General features: G+C 64.2%; 10 protein-coding genes. 2 read left to right on the plus strand and 8 right to left on the minus strand.

Annotation, left to right across the window (positions count from 1 at the left end; genetic code table 11):
- Positions 1–64: 64 nt before the first annotated feature.
- The 3 genes from AC3WUF_RS11515 to AC3WUF_RS11525 form a co-directional block, all read right to left on the minus strand.
- Positions 65–451, minus strand: coding sequence for a hypothetical protein (locus AC3WUF_RS11515; RefSeq protein ID WP_492425637.1), 387 nt, complete (start codon positions 449–451; stop codon positions 65–67).
- Between the two features lie 478 nt (positions 452–929).
- Positions 930–3,488: a DNA ligase D gene (gene ligD, locus AC3WUF_RS11520; RefSeq protein ID WP_492425639.1), complete on the minus strand. Its 2,559-nt coding sequence runs from the start codon at positions 3,486–3,488 to the stop codon at positions 930–932.
- Positions 3,489–3,605: 117 nt separating this feature from the next.
- The gene (locus AC3WUF_RS11525) at positions 3,606–3,935 is read right to left on the minus strand and encodes a hypothetical protein (RefSeq protein ID WP_492425641.1); all 330 of its coding nucleotides are present in this window, start codon (positions 3,933–3,935) and stop codon (positions 3,606–3,608) included.
- Positions 3,936–4,269: 334 nt separating this feature from the next.
- Here AC3WUF_RS11525 and AC3WUF_RS11530 point away from each other — a divergent pair, with 334 nt between their 5' ends.
- Positions 4,270–5,751: a mannitol dehydrogenase family protein gene (locus tag AC3WUF_RS11530; RefSeq protein WP_492425643.1), complete on the plus strand. Its 1,482-nt coding sequence runs from the start codon at positions 4,270–4,272 to the stop codon at positions 5,749–5,751.
- A 159-nt stretch (positions 5,752–5,910) separates the two neighbouring features.
- Here the strand turns inward: AC3WUF_RS11530 and AC3WUF_RS11535 are convergent, their stop codons facing one another.
- The 5 genes from AC3WUF_RS11535 to AC3WUF_RS11555 form a co-directional block, all read right to left on the minus strand.
- Positions 5,911–6,483: a hypothetical protein gene (locus AC3WUF_RS11535; RefSeq protein ID WP_492425645.1), complete on the minus strand. Its 573-nt coding sequence runs from the start codon at positions 6,481–6,483 to the stop codon at positions 5,911–5,913.
- Positions 6,476–9,340, minus strand: coding sequence for a 2Fe-2S iron-sulfur cluster-binding protein (locus AC3WUF_RS11540; protein ID WP_492425647.1), 2,865 nt, complete (start codon positions 9,338–9,340; stop codon positions 6,476–6,478). Before AC3WUF_RS11540 ends, AC3WUF_RS11535 begins: the two co-directional genes overlap by 8 nt.
- On the minus strand, positions 9,337–9,633 hold the full coding sequence (locus tag AC3WUF_RS11545; RefSeq protein WP_492425649.1) for a sarcosine oxidase subunit delta: 297 nt from the start codon (positions 9,631–9,633) through the stop codon (positions 9,337–9,339). Before AC3WUF_RS11545 ends, AC3WUF_RS11540 begins: the two co-directional genes overlap by 4 nt.
- Positions 9,633–10,874, minus strand: a complete 1,242-nt coding sequence (locus AC3WUF_RS11550) for a sarcosine oxidase subunit beta family protein (protein ID WP_492425651.1) — start codon at positions 10,872–10,874, stop codon at positions 9,633–9,635. Before AC3WUF_RS11550 ends, AC3WUF_RS11545 begins: the two co-directional genes overlap by 1 nt.
- Before the next feature lie 95 nt (positions 10,875–10,969).
- A complete protein-coding gene (locus tag AC3WUF_RS11555) occupies positions 10,970–11,635 on the minus strand; it encodes a TetR/AcrR family transcriptional regulator (RefSeq protein ID WP_492425653.1) in 666 nt (221 codons plus the stop codon).
- A 271-nt stretch (positions 11,636–11,906) separates the two neighbouring features.
- Here AC3WUF_RS11555 and AC3WUF_RS11560 point away from each other — a divergent pair, with 271 nt between their 5' ends.
- Positions 11,907–12,875, plus strand: a complete 969-nt coding sequence (locus AC3WUF_RS11560) for a glycoside hydrolase family 16 protein (RefSeq protein ID WP_492425655.1) — start codon at positions 11,907–11,909, stop codon at positions 12,873–12,875.
- Positions 12,876–12,946: the final 71 nt, after the last annotated feature.

Consider the following 12,946-nt stretch of genomic DNA (forward strand, 5'->3'; position numbering starts at 1 on the left):
TCTACGGTCATCGCTACTCCTTGTAGCAAGGCAGTTTCCTGCCTCATGACCGTTTACACAAAATCTAGGACACGCCCCTTCGAGGAAAGCTGTCCAGATCTTCGCTGGGAGCCAAGAAATCCCGTTCGACGCGGTTGCTGGCATCTACGACAATGGCATTTTCCGCAATAGCGTCCTTGACCTTCGAGCTGACGGAACCTTCTCGTTCCGGTCGGCAAACTGCTTTCGAGAGCATCCGGAGCTGCTCGGGACTTGGACAATTCTGAATGGCGCGCTGAAGCTGGGATCTGAATCCGGGACATTGCCGGTTCAGATCAATCAGACGATGTTGCTGGTCGAACTCGACGACGTCCTGGGTTTGGTCAATCCAGAGGATCCGCTTGTGAAGCAATGCGGTTTCTGCGAAGGGCTCATCCTTACAAAGTCCGGCCAGTGGGCGCAGGCACAACATGAGTGATCGCCGATCGAATGACGCTGAGGCACTAGGGGTTCACGCCATTCTGAGTGAGCGCCGCCTGGCAATGTGGACAATCGCATTTCTCGGGGTCGCGGTGATTGCCGCCAGCTTTGTGACGAAGGATCAGAATGTCCTCTGGTTCCTGGCGTTCTTCTGGCAGGGTTTGTCAGCCGTCCTCTGGATCAACAACCGAATCAGGCCATGCCCTCGATGTTCGGAGCGATTCCACGGTCACGCGCCCTACAAAGAGTACTTTCCGACCAGATGCGCCAATTGCGGGGCAGGCTCCTCAGAAGACACCTCAGCCGACTCTAGCAATGCCTGAGCTTTAGTCGAACCTAAAGCAGTCTTTCGTGAACTTCCGCTTCTGGCACTTAGCAGCCGCTCCGCCCGCGCGGCCACATTGACCGGTGCTGTTGCTGAACCGGTCGAATCCGATCGGGTTGAAGGGTCACACTGACCGGGCCACGCACTAAAGCGGCAGCTTCTGCGGCGAGCTCAGAAAGTCTTTCCAGGGATCGGTCCGGCGTCTCTTGAGCCGCTGCACGACAGTGTGGAGCGTGAAGTCGGTCGGCTCCAGATGCCTGATGTCTTTCCAGGCGAGTGGCATCGCCACCGTCATGCCGGGGCGGCTGCGCGGTGAGTATGGCAGCACGGCGGTGGCGCCCTCGCCGTTGCGCAGGTAGTCGACAAAGATCTTGCCCTTGCGCTTGGCCTTGGACATCGTCGCCACGTAGCGCTGCGGATTCTGTTCCGCCAGCGCCTGGGCCACCGCCTGTGTAAACGATTTCACGGTAGACCAGTCGTTGTCCGGCTGCAGCGGAACGCAGACATGCAATCCCTTGCCGCCGGTGGTCTTGACCCACGACTTCAGCTTGGCCGCGGCGAGTGCGTCGCGAACCTCCAGCGCGGCATCGACCACATCCGCGAACTTGAGGCTGGTGTCGGGATCCAGATCGATCACCAGCCAGTCCGGCCGATGCGGAGCCGCCATGGCGGCGCCCCAGGCATGAAACTCGATCACGTTGAACTGCACCAGTTCGAGGATGCCGGTGAGGTCTTTGACGTGGAGCACTTCGTGATCGCCGACCTTGGTCTCCCGCACATGAGGCCCGACGCCGCGCATCTTGTGCTTCTGGAAGAAGCACTGATGCGCATCTCCCTGCGGACAGCGGACCAGCGCCAGGGGCCGGTTCGCGGCATACGGCATGAGCCATTCGGAGACCGCTTCGTGGTATCGGGCGATATCCAGCTTTGTGGCGCCCGACGCTGCGTCCATCACTCGGTCTGGATTCGAGATGCGCACGCCGCCGACGGAATTCTCGTCGTCGTCCGCGTTCTTCTGAACCTTGGAGAGTGGCAGCGGCTTTTCCAGCTTGACCTGCTTCGCAGACTTGTCTTTGCGCAGGCCCTGGAACGACGGATGACGCAGCGCCCCTTCCTCGGTGATCTCGGTGTACTCGACTTCGCAGACCAGATCCGGCTTGACCCAGACGACACCGGGCAGCTTCGGAGGATCCGACAACGCGGAACGATCGACGACGCGCTTCGACAGCAGCGCCGCAAGCTCCCTGAGCGATTGCTGCGAGAACCCCGTGCCGACACGTCCCGCGTACTTCAGGGCCCTGCCGGTGCGCGTGGCAAGCACCAGCGAGCGGAAGCCCTGGCGTGCGCCTGTGGCGCGGATCATCCCGACGATCACGAATTCCTGGCGCTTCTGGCATTTCACCTTCACCCAGTCCTTGCCGCGCCCGCCGCGATAACCGGCGTCCGCGCGCTTGGCGATCAAGCCCTCCAGCCCGGACGAACAGGCATGCAGCAGGGCCGTGCGACCGTCGGACTGCAGGTGGTCGCTGTAGCGGATTGCGGCCGGCGGGCGCTTGCCAAGCGCCAGGCGCAGGCGATGCTTGCGATCGAGCAGCGGCTCGTCGCGGACATCGATGCCATCCTGAAACAGGATGTCGAAGACATAGAAGTACAGCCGACTCGTTTCCGATGGCTTGCCCAGCCCTCTGGGCAAGGCGTTCTGCAGCTTCTGGAAGACCGACAGGCCGCGATCGTCGATGTAGCAAAGCTCGCCGTCGAGAACGGCGCTCTTGAGCTTCAGCTGGCCCAACGCCTCGACGATGCCGGGCAGCGTGCGGGTCCAGCTCAGGTTGTTGCGCGAGCGCAGTTCGACCTTGCCGTCGGCAATCCCGGCGAGCATGCGGTAGCCGTCAAACTTGATCTCGTAAACCCAGTCGTTGCCGGCCGGCGGACGATCCACCAGCGTCGCGAGCTGCAACTCGATATCCGCCAAAACCGGTAGCTTGCCGTGTCTTTTTGTTGCGGTCCTGCGGCGGCTGCCGGTCGCAGCTGCCGCCTTGCTGGCCTTGCCGGGCGCACGGACTTTCGCGGCCGGCTTGCCGGCTTTCACCTGCTTCACCGTCCGTCCGCTGATCACGCTCTCCGGCTGCAGCGAGACAATCTGCGCCGCCCGGCCGGACTTCACGTGTTCGTCCGATCGTTTCATCAGCAACCAGCTGCTCTTCGGCCCTGTCTTCACCTTGCCGCGCAGGCGGACCAGCGAGTACAGGCCCTGCAGCTTCTCGCCGTCCAGTGAAAAACTCAGATGCCCTTTCTTCAACGCCGCCTTGGGATCGCCCTCGGGCGACCAAGTACCGCGATCCCAGACAATCACCGGCCCGCCGCCGTACTCGCCTTCGGGGATGTTGCCCTCGAAGTTGCGGTAGGTGACGGGGTGGTCCTCGGTCTGCACCGCGAGGCGCTTGTCCTTGGGATCGAGGCTCGGCCCTTTCGGCACGGCCCAGCTCAACAGCACACCGTCGAGTTCGAGGCGGAAGTCGTAATGCATGCGCGTCGCGTCGTGCTGCTGGATGACGTATGACCAGGCCGTGCCCTTCGATGGGGTGCCTCTGGGTTCCGACGTCAGCTTGAAATCGCGCTTGGCGTTATAGAGCCCAAGCGCCTTCGAGGAGCCGCGCGGCTGGCGCGTTCCTCCGCGCAGAGATCTGCGAGGCGATCTGCGCACAGACTTTCGGGCACTTGCGGCGGTCACGATTGGCAGCCCTAGGATGGAGGCGGCTCAAAAAAGCCGGCCGCTACAAAGAGCGGCCGGTGGAACATTTGGCGTTGTTGCGCAACAGGCTCAGGGCCGGCTGCGGGTGCCGCGTCGCGAGGGCAACTGGGCGAAGCGTCGCGTAGCGAGGCCGGTGCGGCCGGCGCGCCGCGTCTGCGACGCGATGGAAGAATTTGCGACCGCATTGGCCGGGATCACGCGCCGGGTCGCCGTCAATCTGCGGCGCTCGCCGAAGCGCTGGCGCGATGCCGGTGTCAGCTGCCCGAGAATCTCGGCCTCCAGCTGCGCCTCGAGGGCGGCCCATCTCGGATCCTTGTGCTGGCGATGGCCGTACAACGCGGCCGAGACGACCATACCCACCAGCGAGATGATTGCTGCCCACACAGCGATGGCGACCATTTGAATTCCCCTGCTCTATTTGATGGATCGCATTTCGCCGTTCTAACGCTGAGTGCGGCCTGAATCCCTGGCGATTTCGCTGAGCGTCAACTGAACAACATTCGCCCTGTCGGAACGCCCACAAGCAAGCCTTCGAATTGCCCGTTTTCTGCACGCCGGTCATGCAAGTTGCTGCGATCGGAAGCACATCGTGCCGCCATCGGCCAAGTTCGGCCGATCGTCGTGGCGGCCAGGTCGCGCTTGACTCCTGATCGCGCCGACCGCCAGCATTCGGAATCGGCGCCGCACCACGATTCGCCCTTTGAGCGATGGCGGCTGTCCGCATGCGAGTGACATGAATTCCACGAAGCTGTCCAGAAACCATCCTCCGCTGCTGCCGGAGGCTTTTGAACCCCTTGGCTTCGAACTGCGCAACGTCGGCCATGGCATCGTCCATCTCGGCCTCGGCGGCTTTCATCGCGCGCACATGGCGCGCTACACGCACGACCTGATGGGCCTGGACGGCGGCAGCCTGAACTGGGGCATCAAGGGCGCCGGTCTGCGCAGCGCCGACAAGCCACTGCTCGACGCGCTCGCCGCGCAGGACGGTCTTTACTGCCTCATTGAACAGGAAGGCACGCGCGAGAACCTGACGATCATCGGTTCGATCGTCGCAACGATCGACGCGTCCCGCTCGACCGATGAGTTGCTGGCGGCGATCGACGATCCGCGCACGCGCATCGTCAGCATGACAGTCACCGAGAACGGCTACCACCTGACCCGCGCGACGAAGCTGCTGAACTTCGACAGCCCGGAAATCCTCGCCGACCTCGCCGATCCGCATCGACCGCGTACGGTTCCGGGCATCCTCGTCGAGGCGTATCGGCGACGCCGGGATGCGGGGACGCCGGCGTTTACCGCGATGTGCTGCGACAACATCCAGCACAACGGCAACATCCTCAAGGCGGTGGTGCTGGCGTTCGCGGCCCGCCTGGATGCGCCGCTGGCCGAATGGATTGCGGCGCACGCGAGCTTTCCCAACTCGATGGTCGACCGCATCACGCCGGTGCCCACCGGCGAACAGGTCGTCGCCTTCGCGGCGCGGACCGGCATTGCGGATCAGGCGCCGCTGCATGCAGAGATCTTCCGTCAGTGGGTCGTCGAGGATCGTTTCGTCGCGGGCCGTCCGGCCTGGGAGAAGGTCGGCGTGCAGTTCGTCGAAGACGTGGCGCCCTACGAATTCATGAAACTGCGACTGCTGAACGGCAGTCACCTGGCGATTGCCGCCATCGGTCAGCTTTGCGGATACGCACTGATCGGCGAGACGATCGGCGATCCGCTGATCCGTCGCTACATGATCGCGCTGATGGACCGCGAAACCGGCCCGACCCTGATTTCGGTGCCGGGCATCGACCTGGCGCAATACAAGAAAGCACTGCTCGATCGCTTCGCGAATCCGGCGATCCGGGATACCACGCAACGCGTGAACACCGATGCGCCGGTCAATGTGCTGGTCGATCCGATCCGCGATCGACTCGCCAGCAATCAGGCGATTGATCTGCTGGCGCTCGGCCTTGCGGCTTGGTGCCGGCGCGCCACCGGCCGCGCCGAAGACGGATCGGCCATCGCCGTGCTTCATCCGATGGCCGAGCTGCTCGCCGCGAAGGCACACGAGGGTGGCAAGGATGCGACCGCCCTGCTGTCCATTGCGCCCTTGTTCGGCACGCTCGGACAGGACCAGCGCCTGGTCGCCGCGGTCAGCGGCTGGCTGGGGTCGATCTACGACATCGGCATGCGCGCGACGATGGTTGAAGCCGCCAAGCGCGGCGTGCTGTAAGTCGGGTTAGCAGCGCCTATAGCGCTCGGAGACGCCAAAGCACGCACCTGCGGTGCGCTTGCCCCTCACCCTGACCCTCTCCCCGCATGCGGGGAGAGGGAATGAGTGATCCCTATTCGCCGCCCGCCTTATCCCCGCATACAGAGTTGGGGCGGCTTCTCAGCGAACTGCCGACGCAAGATTCTCCGCCGTCATCCTCAGCCAGGCGGCGAAAACGCCGGCGATGCTGACATCGATCAGCAGACGGTATTCAGCTTCGCCCCACTGCTCGACGATGACGTTGGCCATGCCGCCGAACCGCGTCCGCGCCAGGGCGCCCGGACGCACGATATGCGGATCGCAGCCCGCCGCGATCACGTTGCGCGCGTGTTCGCCCTTGACGACGAAAAGCGCAACGCGATCCGAGATGTCGGTGATCAGCCAGTGCGGTTGACTGGCAATCTCGACCGGCGACTCCGCAACCAGCAACCAGGCACGCGGCTCCAGCCAGGCGCAGGATCTTTGCGGCTTGCCCTGCAGGCCATTGGCCGTGCTTGGCGCCTGCAGACCCAGCGGCGCGAGCAGTGCGTTCAGACCCGGCTCGACCGCGTGCATCTTCGAGGCGCGCAGGCTGAAGACCTGCAGCCAGGCTGCTTCGCTCACCTTGAGCTGCGGCGTATCGACGAGGACTGCGCCTGTCGAAACCCGGCTCGACCCGAGCGCGGACAGGGCCTCAAGGACTGGACTAGACATTGATGCGCGCTCCCGATGGATCGAAGGCCACCTGTTCGACGATTCTCGCTGCGAGGCAGCAGCCGAGCTGCGCGTCGTAGACCTTCACGGTTTCGCCGAGGCGGCTCCTGCCGCGTGCGACCAGCGCCAGCGCCACCGGGCGCTCGAGGGTCGGACTGTAGACCGATGACGTCACCCAGCCCTGCGAATGGCCGGGCGCGGTCTTGAAGGCGGCATCGACGATGTGGCCGCCGATCGGCAATACCTCGCGATCATCCAGCGACTGCAGGCCGACGAGTTGCATGCGATCGGCACGCAGGCCTTCGGGCGTCATCGTCGAACGTCGGCCGACGAAATCGTCCGCCTTCTTGGCGATGATGTCCTGGAAGCCGATGTCCTGCGGCATCGTCGAGCCGTCGGTCTCGGAGCCAACGTGCAGGTAGCCTTTCTCGGTGCGCATGATCATCAGCGCTTCGATACCGAACGGCGTGACGCCCAGATCCTTGCCTTCCTGCAGCAGCCGCTGCCAGAAAGCCGCGCCATGACGCCAGGGCACGCTGACTTCGTAACTGAGCTCGCCGGTGAAGCTCACGCGCATGATGCGCACCGGCATGTCGCCGATGCGACCTTCGCGCGCGGTCATGTGCGGGAAGGCTTCAGCCGACAGATCGATGTCGGTGCCCATGCGCTGCAGCAAGCGCCGCGCGTACGGCCCCGCGACCATCGTCACGGCCCATTGCGTCGTCACCGGCTCGACGATCACATCGAGATCAACCCACTCGCATTGCAGCCATTCCTCGAGCCAGTCGGTCACGCGCTCTGCATTGCCGCTGGTGGTGCCGACCTGGAACGTCAGTTCGTCCCAGCGCGTCAGCACGCCGTCGTCCATCACGATGCCGTCTTCGCCGATCATCACGCCGTAGCGGCAGAAGCCGGGCTTGAGCGTCTTCATGTTGTTGACGTACATGCGCTGCAGCAGCGTCGCCGCATCCGGACCATGAACGAGGATCTTGCCGAGCGGCGAGTAATCGATGATGCCGACGCCGGAGCGCACGGCCTTCACTTCGCGCAGCACCGCCTTGTGCTCGCTCTCGCCCGCCAACGGCACGCAGACCGGCCGGCTCCAGCCGCCGTAATCTTCGAACAACGCCCCGGCGGCACGCTGCAAGGCTTCCGTGGGCAGCGCACGCAAGGGCTGATAGAACGCGCCCACCGACTGACCGGCCACCGCGCCGAAAGTCACCGGATTGAACGGCGGACGGAACTTGGTGGTGCCGACATCGCCGGGCGCCTTGCCGAGCACGCCGCCGAGGATGCCGATGGCATTGACGTTGGACGTCTTGCCCTGGTCCGCCATCATGCCGGTGGTCGTGTAACGCTTGAGGTGCTCGACAGCGGCGAAGTTCTCGCGCACTGCGAGGCGCAGATCGCCTTCGGTCACGTCGCTGGCGTAGTCGACCCAGCTGTACGATTGGCTGCGACCGAGCCTGCTGACATCGACCGACCACAGCGCACCCTGGCGAAGGTCCGCATCGAAGGCACCGGCAGCGGCGCCGACCGAGCGATCGCGCTGCACCGACTTGACCGGAACGAAGGCCTGCAAGCGGGCGTCGAATGCCAGCGAACCGCCGGCCTGCGAGAACAGATGCACGGTCGGATTCCAGCCGCCGGATACCAGCAGGCAGTCGCAGGCCAGCAGCTGCGCGGTCTTCGGCACCGCGCGGCCCTGCGGATCGACCCGGTGGAACTCGATTCCGGCAATCGCCGACGCGCCGCGCGCGTCGGTCGGCGCGGACTTCCATTCGATGCGGAGACCGAGCGCTTCGGCCGCTTTGACGTCTGCGCTGTCGGATTGCTCGCGCGAATCGAGGATCGCGGCAATCCGCATTCCGGCCGCGGACAGCTCGCAAGCCGTCGCGTAAACGCTGTCGTTGTTCGTCGCAATGACGATGTCCTTCCCGACCCGCACCCCGTAAAGATGCAGGTACTGGCGCGCCGCGCCGGCCAGCATCACGCCAGGGCGATCGTTGTTCGGGAAGACGATCGGCCGCTCGATGGCGCCGGTCGCGAGCACGACTTCGCGCGCGCGGATATGCCACAGACGCTGGCGTACCGAACCTTCGGCGAGCACCTGTACAGCCACCAGATGATCGTGATCGTAGTAACCGAAAACCGTGCTGCGCGTCGCGGTGCTCAGCGACGGCAGGGTCGCGGCCTTCTTCAGCAGGCGCTCGAGATCGCCGGACGCCGAAGGTTCGTAGCGCAGGCTGCCGCCCAGCTGCGGCCGGTCGTCCATCAGCAGAACGCGCTTGCCGGCTTCCGCCGCGGCAATCGCGGATTCGAGACCATGCCGGCCGCTGCCGACGACAAGCACGTCGACGTTGTCGTGGCGCTTGTCGTAGCGATCCGGATCGGGCTTGCGCGGGCTCACGCCCAGGCCTGCGGCGGCGCGAATCAGCGCCTCGAACCAATGCCAACCCGGCCAGATGAAGGTCTTGTAATAGAAGCCCGACGGCATGAACGTCTTGAAGTGACGCAGGACGCCCATCAGGTCGAAGCGCGCGCTGGGCCAGCAGTTGACCGCCTTGGCTTCCAAGCCATCGTACAGCTCGACCTGGGTTGCCTTGAGATTCGGCTCCGCGCGCTCGTCGCGCTCCAGCTGTACCAGCGTATTGGATTCCTCGAATCCCGCACCGAGGATGCCGCGCGGACGGTGATACTTGAAGCTGCGACCGGTCACCTTCACGCCGTTGGCGAGCAGCGCCGAGGCCAGCGTGTCGCCGGCATGGCCCGTATAGCTGCGGCCGTCGAACGTGAACTTGAGCGTGCGGCTGCGATCGATCAGGCCGCCGCGGTCGAGACGATGGCTCTGCGTCATGCCGTGGCTCCGGTGCTGCCGACGTTCGGCTTCGGATCGGTCATCGCGTAGATTGCGCGCACTTCGTGGGTCACCGTGTGACGCGCCACGTTGAACCACTGGCGGCAACCCGCGGCATGCAGCCAGCGCTCGTAATGCCAGCCTTTCGGGTTTTCGCGGAAGAACAGATACGCGGCCCACTGCGCATCGTCGACCTTGTCATGCGGACCGGGCCGCTGGATATGGCTTTGGCCGCCGCAGCGGAATTCGATCTCGTCGCGGACACCGCAGAACGGACAGTTGAGTTTCAGCATTAGTGTGCAATCCCCGAGGCGCCGGCCTCGTCGATCATGGCGCCGGTCGTGAAACGCTCCAGGCCAAACGCCTCGATCAGCGGATGCCGCTTGCCGGTCGCCAGCGTGTGGGCCATGGTGTAGCCGCCGGCCGGAATCGCCTTGAAGCCGCCGGTGCCGAAGCCGCAGTTCAGATACAGATTGTCGACCGGTGAAGGTCCGAGGATCGGCGACGAGTCCTTGACGATGTCGACGATGCCGGCCCATTGCCGCATCAGGCGCAGGCGCGAGAACATCGGGAACATCTCCAGCATGCCCGCCGTGACGCCTTCCACCGTGTTGAAGTTGCCGCGTTGCGCGTAGGACGGATACAGGTCCAGCGCGCCGCCGACGACGATCTCGCCCTTGTCGGTCTGGCTGATGTAGACGCCGGTGGACGGCGAAATCGTCACCGTATCGAGCACCGGCTTGAGCGGCTCGGAGACAAAGGCCTGCAGTGCGTAGCTGGTCACCGGCAGCGCGACGCCGGCCATGCCGGCGATCTGGCTGGAATGCCCGGCGACGGAAATGCAGAAGCGCCCGGCGACGACATCGCCGCGATTGGTCTTGACGCCGGTGACCTTGTTGCCGCTCTTGATGAAGCCCGTCACCTCGCAGCCCTGCACGATGCTCGCGCCGAGCTGGTCGGCGGCCCGCGCGTAGCCCCAAGCCACGCCGTCATGGCGTGCGGTACCGGCGCGCGGCTGGCACAGCCCCCCCAGCACCGGGTAGCGGCCGTCGAGACGCAGCAACGGCTCGCGTTCGTGAATCTGTTCGGGCGTCAGCCATTCGGCATCGATGCCGTTGACGCGCATGCCGTTCATGATGCGCCGTGCCATCTCGACCTGATGCCGCGAATGGGCCAGCGTCACGATGCCGCGCTGCGACAGCATGATGTTGTAGTTGAGGTCGCGGCTCAGTCCTTCGTACAGCTGCAGGGACTTCTCGTAGAACGCCGCCGAAGCCGGATAGAAATAGTTGGAACGCACGACCGTCGTGTTGCGGCCGGTGTTGCCGCCGCCGATCCAGCCCTTCTCCAGCACCGCGACATTGGTGATGCCGTGGTTCTTCGCCAGGTAATAGGCCGTCGCGAGGCCGTGGCCGCCGCCGCCGATGATGACGACGTCGTAGGAACTCTTGAGCTCCTTGTTCCGCCACGCAGGCTGCCAGCGGCTGTGGCCGCCGAGTGCGTTTCGGACAATGGATAAGGCGGAATAGCGCAAGCGAGTATCCCTGATCGATCAGTGGACGGAATTTATCATACAGATTTGTATCTTAACAACCGCAAAAATACCGGCACGGCCCGGTCGGCCGCGCCTCAGCGCTTGGAGTTTTTGCCGCGGTACTTGTCGCCGGCCAGGACCTTGACGTACGCGCCGAGATTGCCCTCGCGCTCCGCCACGGCCTCACGCATGCCGACGGCGTAATAGCCGATCTGGTGCCAGTAGAAGACCCGGGCACGGATCAGCGCCTCCTTCTCGTCGTAGCCGATGCCGGAAAAGATCCGGGTCAGCGTATCGACGCGCTCATCGTCCACGCCATGAACCACATCGGCCACCGGCTGCGAGATGCGGGCCCATTCGCGGACCGCCATGTCGAACTGCGGGTCGAAGCCATTCTCGTGGACCAGGTCTTCGGTAACGCGGTCGAGCGCCGCATTGGCCGCCAAGGCGGTCGAGACATCGACCTTCACCGGCGTGAAACGGTTCTGGTTCTTCCACAGCACCAGCAGCTCGTCGAGCACCTGCTGGTGGTTTTTGAAGTGATGGTAGAAGCCGCCGCGCGTCACTTTCACACGCTGCGCGAGACGGTCGACCTTGACGCCGTCAATGCCGTCCTCGATCAGGGCGACGCGCGCGCAATTGAGCCAGCCCTCGCGGGTGACCTTGATGTTTCCCTTGCGCCCGGGCTTGGGAATCACCAGCGTACGCTTCTGCCGGCGGGTCGAGATGCGCTTGCGCTTTACAGCCATTGCTGCAGCCATGATGTGTTCTTCATAGCTGTATCATACATTTTTCGCGGAAGTTGTAAGTGCCGCGGCGATCACCCGACGCTTTGGCGTAGCGCCTGAAACGCAGACATCGAGGCTCGCCGCTCGGGTCAATCATCGAGAGCGGCATGACCGCAGCTGCACTGCCCCCGGCGAACCGGCGTCATTCCGAGGCCAAACGACCTCGGCGTACGACTTTAGTCGTCGCTTTCCTACAGACGGCCATCGATCGACGTACATAGGCTCGATGGAATAACCACAACAAATGGAGAGAATCGTGCCCGCTAAACTCACAGCCGCAGTCCTGACGCCGATCTTCGTGCTGTCGGCAGTCGTATTTGCCCCAGCGGCGGCCGCGGCAACCTGTGCCGACTGGAAGCCGAACCTGGCGAACGAACTGTCGTGCAATCTCGGGCTGATCGGACCGCCGCAGCCCGCGCAACCCGCCCCGGGATTCATCGATGCAGGGGGCTGCGGCGCACCGGTGGTGAAGTCCGACGGCACCGCATGGAAGTGCACGTTCTCCGACAACTTCGACGGCGACAGCCTGGATCGTTCGAAGTGGCTGCCGCAGACAAACTTCGTGAACGGAACCAACACGGTCTACGCCTGCTATATCGACGACCCGGCGGTCATCAGCGTGTCCGGCGGCCTGCTCAATCTCTCCGTGAAGGAAATGCCGCAGCCGGTCGCCGGCTGCCCCAGCAACCGCGCTGGTTCACGGTTCGCCGCCGGACAGATCACGACCTACGCTTTGTTTTCGCAGAAGTATGGCCGCTTCGAGACTCGCATGAAGGTGCCGCTGGCGAGCACGCCCGGCCTCCAAGAGGCTTTCTGGCTGTGGCCCGATGTGCGCTACCACAGCACCGCGCTCTACCCGCTGTCCGGCGAGATCGACATCGTTGAGACGTACTCGCAGCACCCGAACCTGGCCATTCCGTTCCTGCACTACGCCGCCGACCTGCTGGGACAGCTGCCGGGCGTAAACACCGCATGGACCTGTCAGGCCAACCGCGGCGAATGGAACACCTACACTCTCGAGTGGACCGCGAACCGTCTGGAAATTCTGGTCAACGGCCAGTCGTGCCTGGTCAACAACTCCAACGATTCGGCGTTCGACAAGCGTTACATCATCTCGCTGACGCAGGCTCTCGGCGCTGGCGACAACGCTTATGGCGGCGTCGGCATGCTACCTGCCACCACGCAGGTCGAATACGTGCGAGTCTGGCAGTAGCGGGCTGGGCACGACTCAGTGCCTGGTAAGTTCTGACAGCAGGGATATGGAAGCCCGCCGGAAAAAGCCGG

It is taken from the genome of Fontimonas sp. FW305-C-3 (genome assembly GCF_058783185.1).

Excerpts from the sequence above, each read along its gene's own strand:
- AC3WUF_RS11515 (WP_492425637.1), bottom strand. The coding sequence starts at position 451 with ATGTTGTGCCTGCGCCCACTGGCCGGACTTTGTAAGGATGAGCCCTTC.
- AC3WUF_RS11525 (WP_492425641.1), bottom strand. The coding sequence starts at position 3,935 with ATGGTCGCCATCGCTGTGTGGGCAGCAATCATCTCGCTGGTGGGTATG.
- AC3WUF_RS11530 (WP_492425643.1), top strand. The coding sequence starts at position 4,270 with ATGAATTCCACGAAGCTGTCCAGAAACCATCCTCCGCTGCTGCCGGAG.
- AC3WUF_RS11535 (WP_492425645.1), bottom strand. The coding sequence starts at position 6,483 with ATGTCTAGTCCAGTCCTTGAGGCCCTGTCCGCGCTCGGGTCGAGCCGG.
- AC3WUF_RS11540 (WP_492425647.1), bottom strand. The coding sequence starts at position 9,340 with ATGACGCAGAGCCATCGTCTCGACCGCGGCGGCCTGATCGATCGCAGC.
- AC3WUF_RS11545 (WP_492425649.1), bottom strand. The coding sequence starts at position 9,633 with ATGCTGAAACTCAACTGTCCGTTCTGCGGTGTCCGCGACGAGATCGAA.
- AC3WUF_RS11555 (WP_492425653.1), bottom strand. The coding sequence starts at position 11,635 with ATGGCTGCAGCAATGGCTGTAAAGCGCAAGCGCATCTCGACCCGCCGG.
- AC3WUF_RS11560 (WP_492425655.1), top strand. The coding sequence starts at position 11,907 with ATGGAGAGAATCGTGCCCGCTAAACTCACAGCCGCAGTCCTGACGCCG.